We start from the raw sequence: 17726 nt of genomic DNA, 5'->3' as shown, positions 1-17726 counted from the left end.
GCATGATGAATCGGCGCAGATTCCTGTCCACCGGCATTGGCCTTGCCTGCGCGGCGCCGCTGGCATCGCTGGCGGCCAAGCCGGACGCGGTGGCCGGCACCGTGTTGACCGCCACCGACGTGCACGTAAAGAACTATCCCACCGTCGAAGCGGTGCGCTGGATCGGGCAGGTACTGGAACAGGAAACCGGCGGACGCATCGGCATCCGTCTCTATCACTCCGGCCAGCTCGGCCGCGAATCCGAGGCCATCGACATGGCCCGCTTCGGCGCCATCGACATGACCCGGGTCTACTCGGGCGCCTTGAACAATGCGTTTCCGCTGACTCAGGCGCTGTCGCTGCCGTACGTGTTCGAATCCGTCGCGCATATGCGCCGGGCCATGGACAGCGATGTCGGCACGCGGGTGCTGGAAGGCTTCTCCAAGCGCGATCTGGTCGGTCTGGCCATCTACGACTCCGGCGCACGCTGTTTCTACAACGCGCGCCGTCCGCTGCATACGCCGCAGGATCTGCACGGCCTGAAAATCCGCGTGCCGGCTTCGGACATCTTCATCCGCATGCTGCGCATGTTCGGCGCCAACCCCACCCCGCTGTCGCTGGGCGAGGTGTTCTCTGGCATGGAAACGAAGATGATCGACGGCGCCGAGAACAACATGCGCAGCTTCCACTCCAGCCGCCATTTCGAGGCGGCGGCGTACTGGTCGCAGAGCGAACATTCCTACGCGCCCGACGTGCTGCTGATTTCGCGGCGCAGCTTCGATGCGCTGGCGCCGGCCGACCGCGAACTGCTGCTGGACGCCGCGCGCCGTTCGGTTGCGGTCATGCGCCAGCACTGGGACGCATCCGAAAGCGCGGCGCGCCAGGCGGTGCTCGACTACGGCGTCAAGTTCAACGAGGTCGACATGGCGGCCTTCCGCAAGGCCGCCGAACCGCTGCTGGCCGACTACACCCGCCGCAGCGAAATCCAACCCCTCTACCGTCGCATCCGCGACCTCGCCTGAGACCCCGCGATGTCCGAAGACACGACTCCCGCTGCTTCCGCCGGCCCTGCGCAGCGCGCGCTGGATCGCCTCTCCGACCTGACCATCGGCGTGGCCGCCACCGCCTTGCTGGGGCTGGTCCTGGTGCAGGGCTGGCAGGTATTCGCCCGCTACGTCATCAACGATTCGCCCAGTTGGACCGAACCGGTCACGGTGCTGCTGCTGAGCACCGCGATGAGCCTGGGCGCGGCCTCCGGCGTGCACACCAATCGCCACTTCGGCTTCTTCCTGCTGGCCGATTCGCTGCCGCCGGCGCTCCGGCGCGTGGTCCATGCGGTGTCCCCGCTGGTCATGATGCTGATCGGTTCGGTGATTGCCTACTGGGCCAGCGTGCTGCTGCTGGACGGCCTGGACGTGCGCATTGCCGGTGCGCCGATGCCGCAGAGCATCGCCTATCTGCCGCTGGCGGCCGGCGGCGCGCTGATGGTGCTGTTCGCGTTCAACCGCCTGTTGCTGGTGCTGCGTGCGCCTTCCCTGTCCGCTGCGGGAGCCCGCTGACCCATGGCTATTGCGATCCTGTTTTCCGTCTTTGCGCTGCTGTTGATCATCGGCGTCCCGGTCGCCTACGCGCTGGCCGCCGCGGCGCTGCTGACGCTGTTCTATCTGGATCTGCCGTCCATCGTGATGGTCCAGCAGATCTCCGCCGGTTCCGGTTCGCCGTCGCTGATTGCGATTCCGCTGTTCATCTTCGCCGGCGAAATCATGATGCGCGGCGGCATCTCCGAGCGGCTGATCAGCCTGGCCTCTTCGCTGGTCGGGCGCATGCGCGGCGGTCTGGGCCAGGTCAGCGTGCTGTCGTCGCTGTTCTTCGGCGGCGTCTCCGGCTCGGCCATCGCCGACGTTTCGGCGGTCGGCGGCACCATGATTCCGCAGATGATCAAGCGCGGCTACGACCGCGATTTCGCCGTCAACGTCAGCATCACCGCGGCGCTGGTGGCGCTGCTGGTGCCGCCCTCGCACAACCTGATCCTGTTTTCGGCCGCGGCCGGCGGCGGGCTGTCGATTGCCGATCTGTTCGCCGCCGGCATCGTGCCGGCGCTGCTGATGACCGTGGTGCTGATGTTCACCGGCTGGCTGGTGGCGTGCCGGCGCGGCTATGGCGTGGAAGCCTTCCCGGGCATGCGCGCGGTGCTGCTGCGGCTGATCTCGGCGTTGCCGGGACTGGGCCTGGTGGCGCTGATCTTCGTCGGCATCCGCGCCGGCATCTTCACCGCGGTCGAAAGCGCGGCCGTTGCGGTGGTGTATGCGCTGCTGGTCACCAGCGTGCTGTACCGGCAACTGAAGCTGCGCGAGTTCCTGGCCACGGTGACGCATGCGGCGCGTTCGACCGGCGTCATCCTGTTCGTCATCGCCACCGCGGCGGTGTTCGGCTGGCTGCTGGCCTACCTGCAGGTTCCTGCGGCGGCGGTGGAAGCCTTGCAGTCGATCGCCGACAGCAAGGCCATGGTGCTGCTGCTGATCATCATCGTATTGCTGCTGCTGGGCACGTTCATGGATCTGGCGCCGATGATCCTGATCTGCACGCCGATCTTCCTGCCGGTGGCGCGCGCCTATGGCATCGACCCGATCCATTTCGGCCTGGTGCTGGTGCTGACCGGCGGGCTCGGCCTGGTCACGCCGCCGGTGGGCTCGGTGCTGTTCATCGGCACCGCCATCGGCAAGATCAGCATCGCCGAAACGATGCGCAGCATCTGGCCGTTCTGGCTGGCCGGACTGGCGGTGCTGCTGGTGGTGGCGTTCTTCCCGGAAATGTCGCTGTGGCTGCCGAAGCTGCTGCGGGCATGAATACCGGTCCGGGGCGCTGCGCGGCGTTCCTTGTCCGCACCACCGTTGCACCCATGAGGAGGAAGCTACCGTGCGTCTGAAAGGTTTGTTCGCCACCGCCGCCGCCCTGATGCTGCTGGCATCGTCCGCGTCGGCCGCGGAATCGCAGCCACTGCCGTGGAAACGCGGCATCGAGCATCAGCGCCAGGCCGACCTGGGCGACGGCACGTTCCTGAACCCGGTGCTGGCCGGCGACCGTCCCGATCCATCGGTGCTGCGCGACGGCGAGGACTACTACCTCACGCTGTCATCGTTCACCGCCTACCCCGGCCTGCCGTTGTGGCACTCGCGCGATCTGGTCAACTGGCAGCCCATCGGGCACGCCATCACCCGCAATGTGGGGTCGATCTGGGCGCCGGACCTGGTCAAGCACCAGGGCCGCTACTACATCTATTTTCCCGCGCGCCATGGCGGCACCGAAGGCAGCCTGCGCAGCAACTACGTGGTCTGGGCCGACGACATCCGCGGCCCCTGGAGCGAGCCCATCGACATCGGCCTGCCCGGCCACATCGACCCTGGCCATGCGGTCGGCGAGGACGGCAGGCGCTACCTGTTCCTCAGCGGCGGCGACTATGTCCAGCTGGCCGATGACGGCCTGAGCACAGTCGGCGACGTCAAGCACGTCTACGACGGCTGGCGCTATCCCGAAGAATGGGACGTGGAAGCCTACGCGCAGGAAGGCCCCAAGATCGCCTTCCGCGATGGCTGGTACTACATGATCACCGCGGTCGGCGGCACGGCCGGCCCGCCGACCGGGCACATGGTCATCGTGGCGCGCTCCCGCTCCATCCATGGCCCGTGGGAGAACGCGCCCGACAACCCGGTGGTGCGCACCACCTCGGCCGAGCAGTACTGGTGGTCGCGCGGCCACGCCACGCTGGTGGAAGACAGCGCGGGCCAGTGGTGGATGATCTACCACGGCTACGAGAAGGGCTTCTGGACGCTGGGCCGGCAGGCACTGCTGGATCCCATCGAATGGACCGACGATGGCTGGTTCGTCGCCAAGGGCGGCGACCTCAGCCAGCCGCTGCGCAAGCCCGCCGGCATGGCCATCGGCCAGCACGGCATGGCGCTGTCGGACGATTTCCGCAGCGGCAAGCTGGGCCCGCAATGGGCGTTCTACGACCCTGCCCCGGGGGAATACGACCGCCTGGGCTTCGGCGACGGCGTGCTGAGCCTGCGCGGCAAGGGCAGCTCACCGCGCGACAGCTCGCCGCTGGGCCTCATCGCCGGCGATCTGGCCTATCAGTTCGAAGTGGAGATGGAGGTCGAGCCCGGCGCCCAGGGCGGCGCCCTGCTGTTCTACAACGACCGCCTGTACGCCGGCGTGGGCAGCAACGGCGAGCAGTTCGTCATGCACCGCTACGGGCTTGAGCGCCCCGGCACGCTCAAGCCCAGCGCCAGGGGCGGCAAACTCTGGCTGCGGGTCACCCACAACCGCCATATCGTGACCATCCACAGCAGCCAGGACGGCAGGACGTGGACCAAGTACCCCGTGCAGATGGAAGTCTCCGGCTACCACCACAACGTGGCCGGCGGCTTCCTGGCGCTGAAGCCGTCGCTGTACGCGGCCGGGAAGGGACAGGTCCGCTTCCGCAACTTCCGCTACCGCGCGCTGGACTGAATTGGCAGCGCGCTCGCCGCCTGGCGGCGCGGCAGCGGATCCCGGCACTCCCCCCAAAGCCCATCGCACGCTCTAGAATCCCAACGAACCACGTCAAGACGACATCCATGCCAGCGCGCAAAAAGCCCGAAAGTCCCGCCCCTCTGCCCGCCCACGGCAAGGCCGCGACCATCAACGACATCGCCCGGCTTTCCGGCGTATCGAAGAAGACCGTTTCGCGCATCATCAACCACTCGCCGCTGGTGCGTAAGGACACCCGCGAGAAGGTCGAGGCGCTGATGCGCGAGATGGGCTATGTGCCGGATCCGATGGCGCGCGGACTGGCGTTCCGGCGCTCGTTCCTGATCGGCATGGTCTACGACAACCCGACCGCGCAGTACATCGTCAACATGCAGTATGGCGCGCTGGACGCGTTGCGCGATTCGGGTTTCGAACTGGTCGTGCATCCCTGCGACAGCCGCAGCCCGGGCTATATCGATGGCGTGCGCCGTTTCGTCCAGCAGCAGAAGTTGCACGGCGTGATGCTGGTGCCGCGCGCTTCCGAGGACCAGGCGCTGGCCGACATGCTGGCCGAAATCGGCGTGCGCTACACGCGCATCGCCTCGGTGTCGATGGACGAGCCATCGCGGATGGTGGTCACCCACGACCGCAATGGCGCCGCCGAAGCGGCCGAATACCTGCTGTCGCTGGGCCATACCGATATCGCCCTGATCACCGGCCCGGCCGCCTACCGCTCGGCCATCGAACGCACCGACGGCTTTGTCGAGGCGCTGGCCAAGCGCGGCATAGAACTGCCCAGATCGCGCATCATCGAAGCCGGCTATACCTTCGAATCCGGTGTCAGCGCCGCCGAGAAACTGCTGTCCGGCAAACAGCGTCCGACCGCCATCTTCACCGGCAACGACGAAATGGCCGCCGGCGTCTACAAGGTCGCCATGCGCGCCGGCATCAGCATTCCGCGCCAGCTGTCGGTGGTCGGTTTCGACGACAGCCCGCTGGCCTCGCGACTGTGGCCGGCGCTGACCTCGGTGCGCCGCAACACCCGCGACACCGGCCGCATCGCCGCCGCCATGCTGATCCATCCCGACGGCGGCAATCCGTTGACCGCCGCCAGCATCCGCCCGCACCTGGTCATCCGCGATTCCTGCCAGCCGCCGGAATAAGGCCGGGAATAGGGAATCGTTGAGCGAGCCGTATTCCTGAATCCAGCCAGGAACTGTTCGGCTCCACCCCCGCCCCCGAATTCCCAGTTCCCGATTCCCGGCTCCCTACCGCAGCGCAAAATGACACCGGTTACCTGAGACGCTAGAATCGCCCTACCCACGTCGCGGATGCCATCTCCCGCGCCCGCCCAAAGCCCTCCATGGAGCCTGCCATGTACTGCAAGACCTACCACGCCACCCACCCCGACATGATGGACGGCGCCAGCAACGACCAGCTGCGCGACCGCTACCTGATCAGCGGTTTGTTCGTCGCCGATACCGTGCAGCTGAACTATTCGCACAACGAGCGCTTCGTGATCGGCGGCGCCGCGCCGGTGGCTCAGAAGGTCGAACTGCCGCGCCAGACCGAGCCGGCCTCGGCCGCCGGAAAACCATTTCTGGAGCGCCGCGAACTGGGCGTGATCAACGTTGGCGGCGGCGCCGGCAAGGTCACCGTCGACGGCACCGTCTACCTGCTGGGACCGAAGGATGGCCTGTACGTGGCGATGGGCAGCCAAGACGTGGCGTTCGAATCGGACGATGCCGCCAACCCGGCGCGCTTCTACCTGACTTCCACCCCGGCGCATGCGCGCTTCGAGACCAAGGCGCTGGCGATCAAGGACGCGGTGGCGCTGGAACGCGGTTCGCTGGAGACCAGCAACGAACGCACCATCTACCAGTACATCGTGCCGGCCACCTGCCAATCCTCGCAGTTGCTGCTGGGCCTGACCGTGCTCAAGACCGGCAGTGTCTGGAACACGATGCCTCCGCATCTGCACGACCGCCGCAGCGAGGTCTATTTCTACTTCGACCTGGGCGAGAACGACCGCATCTACCACTTCATGGGCCAACCGGATGCGCAGCGCCATATCGTCGTCGCCGACAACGAGGCGGTGGTATCGCCGCCGTGGTCGATCCACATGGGCTCGGGTACCAGCAACTACTGCTTCATCTGGGCAATGGGCGGCGAGAACCTGGACTACACCGACATGAACGTGCTGGACATCTGCCAGCTCAAGTAGGCGGGCCCGCGGCGACGGGCAGGGCCCGGCAAATCCCGCAGCATCCCAGCGCCAGCATCCGTCCGGGGCAGCGAGGTCCGCGAAACGGGACCAACAGGCCCCGCCCCACCCAACACCACCGTCGTACCCATTCAACCGAGAGAACCTCATGGCAAGCAACCCATTCAGTCTGCAAGGCAAGGTCGCGCTGGTTACCGGCGCCAACACCGGTCTTGGCCAGGGCATCGCGCTGGCGCTGGCCGAAGCCGGCGCCGACATCGCCGGTGCCGGTATCGTCGAAGCAACGGAGACCGGCGAAAAGGTCCGCGCGCTCGGCCGCCGCTTCCTCAACATCGAAGCCAATCTGATCAGCATCGAGCCGGTCGAGCGCATCGTCGCCGAGACGGTCGCCGGCCTCGGCGGCCTGGACATCCTGGTCAACAACGCCGGCCTGATCCGCCGCGCCGACGCGGTCGAGTTCAGCGAAAAGGACTGGGACGACGTGATGAACGTCAACATCAAGGGCGCCTTCTTCATGTCGCAGGCCGCCGGCAAGCATTTCATCGCCCAGGGCAGCGGCAAGATCATCAACATCGCCTCGATGCTGTCGTTCCAGGGCGGCATCCGCGTGCCCTCCTACACCGCCAGCAAGTCCGGCATCGCCGGCATCACCCGCCTGCTGGCCAACGAATGGGCCAGCAAGGGCATCAACATCAACGCCATTGCGCCCGGCTACATGGCCACCGACAACACCGCGCAGCTGCGCGCCGATGCCGAGCGCAACAAGGCCATCCTGGACCGCATTCCCGCCGCGCGCTGGGGCGAACCGTCGGATCTCGGCGGCACCGCGGTGTTCCTGGCCAGCAAGGCGTCGGACTACGTCAACGGCGCGGTGATTCCGGTCGACGGCGGCTGGCTGGCGCGCTGAGCCGAAGTTTCCCTGTAGGAGCGACGTCAGTCGCGATGAGGCTTTACCGGTAGAGCCTCATCGCGACTGACGTCGCTCCTACAGGAACAAAAAAGCATTGCAGACGAGACACCTCCATGCCGAAATGGTCCGTCATCGGTTTTGTTTGCGCCTTCTTCGCGCTGACGGCGCACGCCGGCAATCCGCCGCGGCAGGTCTTCATTGCCGGCGATTCCACCGCCAGCGAATACGGCCCGGAGCGCGCGCCGCGTCAGGGTTGGGGACAGGCGCTGGATTCGTTCCTCGATGACAGCTTCGCCGTCCGCAATCGTGCCAAAAGCGGCCGCAGTTCGCGCAGCTTCATCGAGCAGGGTTGGCTGGATGGCATCGCCGGCGAGATCAAAACCGGCGATGTGCTGCTGATCCAGTTCGGCCACAACGACGCAAAAATCGAAGACCCGCAACGCTACAACGAGCCGCGGCAGGCGTTCGGGCAGTGGCTGATGCGCTATGTGGATCTGGCGCGCCAACACGGCGCCACCCCTATCCTGATTACCCCGGTCGCGGTTCGCCGGTTCGACGGCAGCGAACCGGTCGACACCCACGGCCCGTACGCGCAAGCCGTACGCGAACTGGCCGCGGCGCAGAACGTCGGCCTGATCGATCTGACCCGCAGCAGCATGGACTGGCTGCGCGCGCTGGGTCCAGCGCCATCGCGCGACTATTACCTGCATGTGCCGGAACAGCAGCAGGCCGATGACGTGCACTTCCAGCGCCGCGGCGCGGTGGCCATCGCCTGCCTGGTGGTGGACGGCTGGAAGCGGCTGGATCCGTCGTTGGCGCCGCATGCGGTGCGCGATACCGATTGCGGCGCGCCGGCCACCGCACTGGCCGACCAGGCGGCGCAACGCTATCCCTCATTGGTCGTCAGCGAGGATGAGCTGGCCGTCGACCAACCCGGTCCGCATGGCGGCGCAGGCCAAACCACCGCCTACCCGTTCTTCCGCGACGTGCCGGGGCTGGCATTCGAGTTCCGCAAGCGCGTGCTGCACAAAGGTGCCGGCATCGGCCTGCACCAGCACCGCAAGGACGAAATCTACTACGTGCTCAGCGGCAATGGCCGCTACGTTCTGGATGGCCGGCAGCATCAGGTCGGGCCGGGCGACGCCATGCTGACCCGTCCCGGCAGCAGCCATGCCATCCAGCAGTCGGGCGAAGAAGATCTGGTGCTGCTGATCATGTACGGCAAATCGCCCACGCAATAGGCCGCCTGAAGACGCGCCCTGGAAGCGACGCGCCGGCGCCAGTGGCATCTCAGTCGCGTGCGGAAGGCTGTGGCCGGCTCCAGCGGGCATAGGTCTCGGTCAAACCCTGGCGTAGCCGGCGATACGGCGCTGAACCCGGTCCGGCTTCCAGCCGCTCGGCCACCGATTGCCACCCTTCGGCATGATCGCGCGACCATTCGCGCACCACGGCGCGGCATGGCTGCCCCGCCACTTTGGCCAACGCGCAAGCCATGTAGATATCGCCGGCGGTCCAGTCGGGCTGCTTCATCATCGCCTCGACATAGCCGCGCGGAACCGCGTAGTAGCGCGCCATCTCGTCGGCGAAACTGGCCGGGTAACGCTCCGCGTAGGCATTGATGTCGGTGAGATGGCGGTCAATCCAGGCATCGCCGCTGCGCGGCGAATACTCTCCCGGGGATTGGGCCAGGCTGCCGCCCGCCGCAACCGCCAGCAGCAGGCCGATCAGCAGATTGCGGCAGATACGCTTGTTCGGCATGGCCGCATTGTGCCGCACTATCGCGCCGGAATGCATTGGCCGGACGGAAGAACCTGGCTGCCGCGCCTGGCACGGCTTCGGCAGCAAGGCCGGATGGCGCCCGAACGATTCGAGCGCCATGCCAACGGATCCGGATATGGCGATTCTTCAGAATCAATCACCGTAGCGATGGCGTTTCTTGCCGCGGTGACCGTCATCGCGCCAGTCGTGGCGGCGATCGTAGCGACGGTCGTAGTGCCGGTCATAGCGACGGTCGTCGTAACGTACGTAGCGATGGTCGTAGCGCGGCGCGTTCCGGTAGTAGCCGTGGGCCTTGCCATAGGGAGGACCGGCGTAATAGACCGTCCGCGGAACATAGCGGTAGTACGTCGGACGATGGTAGCGGTCGCGTACGATGATCACGCGGTTGTCCGGGTAATAGCCGCGGCCATGGCGGTAGTACGGATTGCCGCCGTGGTAGATCACATCCGCGACGTCGACAATGACGCGAACCAGATCGTCGCTGGCGCGGGCCGGAGCCGGTGCGAAGGCCGCAATGCCCAAGCCAGCGGCGAAAACGGCAGGCGCCAGGATGCGGGCAATGAGTGAGCTGAACATTTTTCCCTTCTCCGTATTCCCGCACAACGGCGGGTATGGCCAAACGATGGATCGGCAATGGTGAACGCCTATTTAACCCGCCCGACGGAACCGTTTTAGCCGGCCTTCGGCATACACCCGGCGTTAATCGGCGGCGCCCGCTGGCTGAGCGGTTACGCGCGCCGTCAATGCTTCGGGCAAAGCCGGTTCCAGCGGAATCGGGGCGGCGGCGGCACTGGCGTCGATTGCGGCGACCGCAGCCGGCAGTTCCGCCGCGGTGGCGACGCTCAGCCATCGTTGCGCGGCCGCGCCCAGGCCGTGTTCGGACTCATGCGCCCAGGTGATGTGGTATGGCACATGCAAGCCCCAGCCGCCGATTTGCAGGACCGGCTCGATATCCGAGCGCAAGGAGTTTCCGATCATCAGGAACTGCCGCGTATCCACGCCGAGTTCGCGCACCACGCGGGTATACGTATGCGCGTCCTTCTCGGAAACGATCTCGATGCGATGAAACAGATCGGCCAGTCCCGACCCGGCGATCTTGGCTTCCTGGTGGAACAGATCGCCCTTGGTGATCAGAACGATGTCGTGCGTGGCGGCAATCCTTTCCACCGCCTCGCGGACACCCGGCAGCAACTCGACCGGGTGCTGCAGCGTGGCCCTGCCGATTTCGACGACCCCGCGCAGGTCGCGGGCGCTGATTCTTTCCCCGGTCAGTTCTATCGCCGCTTCAATCATCGACAGCGTCATGCCTTTCACGCCGTAGCCGAAGATTTTCAGGTTGCGCCGTTCCACCGCCAACAGATGCCGCAAGGTCCCCGCATCGGTCAAATCGATGTACTGGCCGATGATGCGTTCGAATTCCTGCTCGGCAACCCGGTAGTAGTCCTCGCTTCTCCAAAGGGTGTCGTCGCCGTCAAAACCGACCCAGCGGATGCCGCGACTTTCGCTCATGCCGACCTGTTTCCGCATTCGTATGGAGGGCGATCAGGATAACGGATGGATAGCGGCGCTTGCAGCCGGCAACGACTCCCTGCCCTGCGCAATCGCAGACCGGCCCGGGATCTCCCGGGCCGGTCTGCGGTCATCGATCAGTTCGCCCGGCTCAGTTGCCTGCCGGCGGTGCGCCCTCTTCGGCTGGCGGCGGCATATCGGCATCGCCGGTGGTCGCCGGCGGCGGCGCATTCGGATCGGCCGGCGGCGGCATGGCCGGGTCCGTCGGCGGTGGCGTGGTCGCCGGATCGTCGTACGGAGGCGGCGTTTCCGCCGGTGGCGGGGTTTCTTCCATCGGCGCCGGCGGCATCGGCTCGACTTCTTCATCCTTCGGGCCGCACGCGGTCAACAGCATCGCGCCGGATAGCATCGCGCCCAGTGTCAGCGCCATGCGCAGGGGATTTCGGGTGTTCGGATTCATATCGCGTTTCTCCTCTGAGGGACGCAGTGGCCGGTCGCGGCCGCGTCAGCAGTGACTAGCCATCGCTACCGCCCTGATAGGCGCTGTACTCGCTTTCGCTGAGTCTGCCGTCGGCATCCTGATCGAGCGTGCCGAACGCCTGGGTCAATGCAGGGTCGACCGCGGCTTCGTCCTTGCTGATGGCGCCGTCGCCGTTGGCATCCAGTTCCTCGAAACTGCGGGGAACCGGCGTAGCCGTATCGCCCGCCGGCGGTAGCGAGGTAGCCGGGTTTGCGCTCTGTGCCCAGGCAGGAGCAACGGCGGCCGCCGTTGCCAGCAGGACGCATATCGAACCTGTCCATCGGGCGGTGCGGTGGAGTTTCATCGCCGTGGCCTCCTATCGCTGCACGGATGCGACGCCGCGTCGAAAGGAAAGGGCGGCCTGCGCCGCCCTTCCTGGCTGGACCTGATTTACTGCTGCGGCTGCGGTTCGCCGTAGCTCTTCTCGACGAAGGACTTGTATTCGTCCTGGGTCAGGCTGCCGTCGGCATCGGCATCGGCCTGATCGAAAATCTGCGAGAGGCCGGCGTTGGCGGCAGACTCTTCCTTGCTGATCATGCCGTCGCCATTGGTGTCCAGATCGGCCCAGCCCTGCTGGCCGGCGCTGCCGCTGGACTGGGTGGCCGACTGCTCTGCGGAACCGGTAGCGGCGTCCTGAGTGGCTTCATCAACCTGCGACTGCGCCTGCGTGGCGGCATCTTCTTCGGTGGCGCTCTGGGCAAATGCCAGCGGCATCGCCAGGGCGGCGGTCAGGGCGATCAGACCAATCAGCGGTTTACGGTTCTGGTTGTTCATTGTGGTTTGCTCCGTTGTTTTGGGAGTGCGCTGCATAGCGCACGGTGCCACCATGCCGGCACCGTCGTGAACAAAACATGCAGGCAAAAATCTGTGTGCACACAGGCTTAACCACAAGCGAGTTTTTTTCTATTACTGCGTTCGTTAGCTATGCGTGAGCGCTCCGTCAGCACGGCGTACATTGCGTGATGCATTCGTGATTTAGGCGTTTTGACGGCGTGTTTCAGCCATTTTCGCGGCCGTTTTTCTTTGCTGAGCGAACGCTGAACCAGTGCCAGCTGAGCACGACACCGGCCAACGCACCGACCACTTCGCACACAACGCGCGAACCGAGACTGCCGGCATCGTGAATGCCTTGCAGGGCGAGGCGCGCATACAGCGGCGACTCCAGTTTCATCATGCCCAGATAGAACAGGTTCCAGGCATCGATGCCTGCACTGATCGCCACTGCAGTTACGCAGGCCCAACCGATGGCGTGCCCTACCGACCAGCCCAGCTTGCGGCACAGCCAGTGCCAACCGGCGTAGGCCAGCATGCCGATCAGCAATGCGATGATTCCCGCTTCCAGCGCGCCAACAAAACCAAGGTGCAAGGGCAAATTCATGGATGGCGTGCTCCACGCACGGTCGTCGTCGGGTTGATTCGATGGAGCAGCAGAAATGCCAGGACCGGCGCCTTGCCGACAGGCAGCCTCCCCAGGCTGCGGAAGCCGCTGCTATGCGGAACGCAAGGATAACCGTTCCGGTAGCCGCTCGCCTCGGCCTGGCCGCCAACGGGTGCGGCAGCGCAACGCTCGCGGTTCGATGTCTGCCGGCGCATGCGCGACTAGCACTGGCGCAAGTCCATCGATGGGGTTGCGGATAGACCATCCGAATGCAGCCGCATGGCCGCGGCGCAAGCGCGGTGCGGCCTGCCAGCGGCATCCGATCGCCGCTGACGGCCGTGCCGGCGGCTCACGGCCGCAGACACGAAGTCACTGCATCAGTGCAGCAAACCGTGGCGGACAACCTGCAGCCGGCGGGTGCCGGCGGCGGCCACGGCATCGCTCGCGCGTTCAAGTACGGCCTCGTCTTCTTCATCTATCACGACCAGCAACTGTCCGGCGGCGATTTCCTGCTTGTAGTCGCGGCGCACTTCGCTGGGCACCGAGGATCCGGCCAGGGCCGCCGACCAGCCGCCGACGGTCGCACCGACCAGGGTGGTCAGCACGACGCCCGACCAGTGCATGCCCACGGCCGGCAGCACCATGCCGACAATGCCGCCGATCAGGCCAATCACACTGCCGCCGACGATGCCCCTGAGCGCCGCAGGCATGAAATCGGTCGGCGAGGCTTCCTTCTGCGCGTCGGGTACCTGCAGCATCTCGATTTCGGACTCTCCCACCAACGCGGCATGATCCGGTCGTATGCCCATGCGGATGGCGGCATCGAGCGCATTTTCCGCCGTGCCGATATCCGGGGCACTGAATACGCGTCTGGTCTTCATGACGTATCTCCTGTGGGCACCCATGTTCAGGCGCCTCAACCGTAGGACCCAATGGCAAAACAACGGGTGAAGAAACGCTTAAACGGCAGATGCATGCCGACGGCACGGTAGCCCACGCCTATCGCGCAGGCTCGGGCGGCTGCCGTGGTCGCAGGCAATTGTCGCGCGAGGCGACGATCTGGCCACCTGGCGTCGGGTTTCGGCAGAGTGCGGTACGCCGCCGTGGCGGCTGACCCACCCAACGCCCGCGTCGCGCAGGCTGCAGAGTGCACAAACAGCTGGCCCCGGCCGGTTGCCGTCGATTCCGCGAGCCTGGCAGCGGCAGGGCGTTGGGGGCAGGACGTCCCCTACGCCCGGATTGCAGGGCATATCGTCACGGCGGCATGGGTTCCGGCGCAGCCGTGCCAGCCAGGTGCTGCGCCGCAACACGCAACCGCGTAGAATTCGCCTCCCCGTCAGTCAATCGCACCTTGGAGCAGCCATGGGTCTGGACCATGTTTCCACCGGCAAGAACCCGCCGGAAGAAATCAACGTCATCATCGAGATTCCGAAGGATTCGGAACCGGTGAAGTACGAAGTAGACAAGGAAAGCGGCGCCATCTTCGTCGACCGCATCCTCTCCACCCCCATGCGCTACCCCTGCAACTATGGCTACGTGCCCCATACCCAGTGCGGCGACGGCGACCCGGCCGACGTGCTGGTGGTGCTGCCGCTGCCGCTGATTCCCGGCTCGGTGATCCGCTGCCGTCCGGTTGGCGTGCTGCGGATGAGCGATGAAGCCGGCAGCGACGAAAAGCTGCTGGCGGTGCCGGTGGACAAGGTCTTCTCCGGCTACAGCCACATCCACGACATCGAACAGGTCAGCCCGCACTGGCTGGAACGCATCGGCCACTTCTTCGAACACTACAAGGATCTGGAGAAGGGCAAGTGGGTCAAGCTGGACGGCTGGGGCAACGCCGCCGACGCCAAGAAGGTGCTGCTGGATTCGATCGAGCGCTACCGGCAGCAGGCTTGACGAACCAGCCAGGCATCAACGGAAAAGCCGCCCTCGGGCGGCTTTTTCGTGTCTGTAAATCCAGGCCAGGCTGCCACAAAAAAACTACGGCCCCTTGCGGGGCCGTAGAAACAGACAGCGTTCTGCTGGGAGGGATCAGAAGCGCTGCTGGTATTTCATGTAGACGAAGCGGCCGATGTCGAAGCCGCCGTAGTACGGGAACGAGCTGTCCGGGGCGGTGAACAGGATCGGACCGACCTTGTCGAACACGTTGTTGGCGCCGACGGCGATGGTGGCGTTCCATGGCGCCTGCCAGTTGAACTGCAGGTCGTGGAAGGTGTTGGAGCCGGTCTTCTGGCGGGCGGCACCTTCGCCGTTCTGGTAACGATCCGGCTCGCTGCAGGGACGGTTCGGCACGCAGGCTTCGGAAACGCCCGAGTAGTAACGCGCCATGTAGGACACGCCGAACTCGTTCAACTGCCAGGTCAGGCCCAGGTTGGAACGCACGCGGAACACGCCCTCTTCGCCGACCAGGCCGATGGTGATGTTCTCGCCCGCGCTGTTCTGGCCCAGTTCGTCGTACTTGGAAACGTACGAGGTCTGCCAGTCGACGTTGAACTGGCCGAACGAGGTTTCCGGCAGACGGTACTTGACGCCCAGATCGTAGCCTTCGGTTTCAAGTTGACCCAGATTGGTGAAGCTGTAGAACAGGTTGGTGATATGGCCGTCGGCTGCGCGTTCGATACCTGCGCAACGCTCGGCGTTGCCCAGTACGTAGCAATCACGCAGGATGCGGTCGACGCTGTCCTCGATGATCATGTTGGTCAACTTGTAGTTGTACCAGTCCAGCGAGATGTCCAGGCCCTGCACCCAGAGCGGGCTCCATACCAGGCCTGCGGTCTTGCTCTTGGAGGTTTCCGGCAGCAGGTTGGGGTTGGAACCGGAGAAGAACTGATCCGGCGTCTGGCAAGGATAGTTGGTGCACGGCTGCAGGCCCTGGCCCAACTGCACATAGCCCAGCGGCACGCCGGCGCCCGTGCAGGCTGCATTGCCGTTGACGCTGTTCAGCGCGCCGGTGCCGCAGGGGTCGGTATAGGACTCGAAGCTGCTGCCGGTGCCGCCGTACAGGTCCGAAATGGTCGGGGCACGGAAGCCTTCGGCCCAGGTGCCACGGACCAGCAGTTCTTCCATCGGACGCCAGGTGAAACCGAACTTGCCGTTGAACGTATCGCCAAAGTTGCTGTAATCCGAGTAGCGGCCAGCGACATTGAAGGTCAGTTCCTTGGCGAACGGCATGTCGGCCAGGACCGGAATGTTCAGCTCCAGATAGACTTCATCCAGCGAGTACGAACCCTCGGTGGTGGTTGCCGCCAGACCGGTGCTTTCGCCCGACTGCGCGAACGCGTCCGGCACGAAGCGGCCCTGCTCCTTGCGGTGCTCGTAGCCCACCGCGATACCCAGGTCGCCGGCCGGCATCTCGAACAGCGAACCGGCCAGATTGGCGGTGTAGCTGGTGGTGCGGGTGGTGCCGGTGTCGGTGAAATACGGGAACAGGAACTTCTGCAGTTCCGGATCCGACAGCGAGCCCTGGCCAGCGACGCCGTTGGGCAGCAGCGGGTTCCACGGGCGGCAGTTGGCCAACGGAATCGGGCTGGCGGCGCTACCGCATTGCGCCACGCCGTCAGCATTGATGAAGGACGGGCCCAGCGCCTGGCGCGATGCGATCAGGCTCATGTCGCCGTGGCCGGTCTTGGTCACGTTGTTGCGGTTGATCAACGCACCGACGTCCCAATCCCAGATCTTGCTGCCGATCTCGAAGATGCCGCTGAAGGTGCCGGCAAAGCGGTAGGTTTCCAGATCGCTCCGGGTCGTGCGCGGCACTTCCCACAGACGGCGGCGGAATTCGAGATCCGTGCCCGGAGTCGGGTTGAATGCGCTGTCGGCAGACATGTCGCCAAAGTTGGCCGACTGGAACGGATAGCCCGCGATCTGCTGATCGGTCGTGCGCTTGTTGTACAGCACGTCCGCGTTGAACGTGATGTTGTCGGTAATGTCGTAGTTGGCGTTGGCGAACACCGAACGGCGTTCGACGCCGGTCGACAACAGCATCTGCTGGTTGGCGTTGGCGTTGTCGGCCGCGGTGTGCAGACGATAGTCGGCACGGTTGGTCGGATCGCCGCCTTCTCGCAGCGTCCACCAGCGAACGTCTGCCGGAGCGACATAACCCGGCTCGCCCTCTCTGACACCACGCGCCGTGCAGGGATCGCAGAACGAACCATTCTGGCTGACCGGGCTCCAGCCCGAACCCGGATAGTTCGGGCCGGCGTTTCCGAACGCGCTGAAGGCGCGGTCCTTGGCGAACACGGGCTCCTGCTTGTAGTACTCGACCGACAGCGTCACGCCGCCACGGTCGTTGGTGGAACCTGCGGTGAAGGAATACTGCTGGGTCTCGCCGTCGCCCTCGCCGTACTGGCCGACATAGGCCTGGGCTTCGGCGCCGTCAAAACGCTTGCGGGTGATCACGTTGACCACGCCGGCAATGGCGTCGGAACCATAGATGGCCGACGCGCCGTCCTTCAGCACTTCGACGCGGTCGATTGCCGACATCGGAATCTGGCTCAGGTCCTGGTAGCCGGACGTCGTGGCGCCGAGGCGCTTGCCGTTGAGCAGGATCAGGGTGCGCTGGGCGCCCAGGTTGCGGATGTCGATGTAGTAACCGCCGACGTCTTCACCGGATGCAAGCGCTTCCGAACGGGAAATCGCCGGCGAACCGGCCGAGGTCAGGTTCTGCAGGATGTCGGCGACCGAGGTGAAGCCCTGCTTTTCGATGTCCTGCCGGCTCAACGAGATGATCGGCTGCTGCGTCTCCATGTTGGCGCCGCGGATACGCGAACCGGTGACTTCAAGCCGGTCCAGCGTCGTGGTGCCATCGGCCTGTTCCTGGGCGCTGGCGGCGAATGCCGGCGTCAATGCGATAGCGACGGCGGCCGGCAGCAGGCCGACCCGCACCGCTGAACGCGGGTTGCGATGATTCATTCAATCT

General features: G+C 65.4%; 18 protein-coding genes. 9 read left to right on the top strand and 9 right to left on the bottom strand.

Features of this window, described 5'->3' with window-relative positions; all coding sequences use genetic code 11:
* Positions 1-2 precede the first annotated feature (2 nt).
* From CRO39_RS08640 to CRO39_RS08605, 8 genes are all read left to right on the top strand, one after another.
* Positions 3-1001, top strand: coding sequence for a TRAP transporter substrate-binding protein (locus CRO39_RS08640; protein ID WP_097121491.1), 999 nt, complete (start codon positions 3-5; stop codon positions 999-1001).
* Positions 1002-1010: 9 nt separating this feature from the next.
* Complete coding sequence (locus CRO39_RS08635) at positions 1011-1538, top strand: TRAP transporter small permease (RefSeq protein WP_097121490.1); 528 nt, start codon at positions 1011-1013, stop codon at positions 1536-1538.
* 3 nt (positions 1539-1541) lie between these two features.
* Positions 1542-2825 carry a TRAP transporter large permease gene (locus CRO39_RS08630; protein ID WP_097121489.1) on the top strand — a complete coding sequence of 428 codons (1284 nt, stop codon included), beginning with the start codon at positions 1542-1544 and terminating at the stop codon, positions 2823-2825.
* Positions 2826-2934: 109 nt separating this feature from the next.
* Positions 2935-4488, top strand: coding sequence for a family 43 glycosylhydrolase (locus CRO39_RS08625; protein ID WP_097121635.1), 1554 nt, complete (start codon positions 2935-2937; stop codon positions 4486-4488).
* A 107-nt stretch (positions 4489-4595) separates the two neighbouring features.
* Positions 4596-5651, top strand: a complete 1056-nt coding sequence (locus CRO39_RS08620) for a LacI family DNA-binding transcriptional regulator (RefSeq protein WP_097121488.1) — start codon at positions 4596-4598, stop codon at positions 5649-5651.
* Between the two features lie 212 nt (positions 5652-5863).
* The gene (gene kduI, locus CRO39_RS08615) at positions 5864-6712 is read left to right on the top strand and encodes a 5-dehydro-4-deoxy-D-glucuronate isomerase (protein WP_097121634.1); all 849 of its coding nucleotides are present in this window, start codon (positions 5864-5866) and stop codon (positions 6710-6712) included.
* Between the two features lie 148 nt (positions 6713-6860).
* Positions 6861-7619, top strand: coding sequence for a 2-dehydro-3-deoxy-D-gluconate 5-dehydrogenase KduD (kduD, locus tag CRO39_RS08610; protein WP_097121487.1), 759 nt, complete (start codon positions 6861-6863; stop codon positions 7617-7619).
* Positions 7620-7735: 116 nt separating this feature from the next.
* Positions 7736-8863 (top strand): cupin domain-containing protein, encoded by a 1128-nt coding sequence (locus CRO39_RS08605; RefSeq protein ID WP_097121486.1) that lies wholly within the window; start codon positions 7736-7738, stop codon positions 8861-8863.
* A 49-nt stretch (positions 8864-8912) separates the two neighbouring features.
* Here CRO39_RS08605 and CRO39_RS08600 read toward each other — a convergent pair whose 3' ends face one another.
* The 8 genes from CRO39_RS08600 to CRO39_RS08565 all read right to left on the bottom strand — a co-directional run bounded on the left by CRO39_RS08600 (position 8913) and on the right by CRO39_RS08565 (position 13689).
* Positions 8913-9380: a hypothetical protein gene (locus tag CRO39_RS08600; RefSeq protein ID WP_141400757.1), complete on the bottom strand. Its 468-nt coding sequence runs from the start codon at positions 9378-9380 to the stop codon at positions 8913-8915.
* Between the two features lie 153 nt (positions 9381-9533).
* Positions 9534-9977: a hypothetical protein gene (locus CRO39_RS08595; RefSeq protein ID WP_097121484.1), complete on the bottom strand. Its 444-nt coding sequence runs from the start codon at positions 9975-9977 to the stop codon at positions 9534-9536.
* Positions 9978-10100: 123 nt separating this feature from the next.
* A complete protein-coding gene (locus tag CRO39_RS08590; RefSeq protein ID WP_141400756.1) occupies positions 10101-10910 on the bottom strand; it encodes an HAD family hydrolase in 810 nt (269 codons plus the stop codon).
* 151 nt (positions 10911-11061) lie between these two features.
* Complete coding sequence (locus CRO39_RS08585; protein ID WP_141400755.1) at positions 11062-11370, bottom strand: hypothetical protein; 309 nt, start codon at positions 11368-11370, stop codon at positions 11062-11064.
* A gap of 55 nt (positions 11371-11425) precedes the next feature.
* On the bottom strand, positions 11426-11734 hold the full coding sequence (locus tag CRO39_RS08580) for an EF-hand domain-containing protein (RefSeq protein WP_097121482.1): 309 nt from the start codon (positions 11732-11734) through the stop codon (positions 11426-11428).
* An 86-nt stretch (positions 11735-11820) separates the two neighbouring features.
* Positions 11821-12204 carry an EF-hand domain-containing protein gene (locus CRO39_RS08575; RefSeq protein WP_097121481.1) on the bottom strand — a complete coding sequence of 128 codons (384 nt, stop codon included), beginning with the start codon at positions 12202-12204 and terminating at the stop codon, positions 11821-11823.
* A 223-nt stretch (positions 12205-12427) separates the two neighbouring features.
* A complete protein-coding gene (locus tag CRO39_RS08570) occupies positions 12428-12808 on the bottom strand; it encodes a hypothetical protein (RefSeq protein WP_097121480.1) in 381 nt (126 codons plus the stop codon).
* Between the two features lie 377 nt (positions 12809-13185).
* Positions 13186-13689, bottom strand: a complete 504-nt coding sequence (locus CRO39_RS08565; RefSeq protein WP_097121479.1) for a hypothetical protein — start codon at positions 13687-13689, stop codon at positions 13186-13188.
* Positions 13690-14170: 481 nt separating this feature from the next.
* Between CRO39_RS08565 and ppa the strand changes: the two genes are divergently transcribed.
* Positions 14171-14704 carry an inorganic diphosphatase gene (ppa, locus tag CRO39_RS08560; RefSeq protein ID WP_097121478.1) on the top strand — a complete coding sequence of 178 codons (534 nt, stop codon included), beginning with the start codon at positions 14171-14173 and terminating at the stop codon, positions 14702-14704.
* A 135-nt stretch (positions 14705-14839) separates the two neighbouring features.
* Here the strand turns inward: ppa and CRO39_RS08555 are convergent, their stop codons facing one another.
* Positions 14840-17719: a TonB-dependent receptor plug domain-containing protein gene (locus CRO39_RS08555; RefSeq protein WP_097121477.1), complete on the bottom strand. Its 2880-nt coding sequence runs from the start codon at positions 17717-17719 to the stop codon at positions 14840-14842.
* Positions 17720-17726: the final 7 nt, after the last annotated feature.

Origin of the sequence: Pseudoxanthomonas wuyuanensis, assembly GCF_900215535.1 — a bacterium.
GTDB classification, from domain to species: Bacteria; Pseudomonadota; Gammaproteobacteria; order Xanthomonadales; family Xanthomonadaceae; genus Pseudoxanthomonas_A; species Pseudoxanthomonas_A wuyuanensis.
The sequence above is the reverse complement of the archived record's forward strand: the minus strand, read 5'-3'. Positions and strand labels throughout refer to the sequence as shown.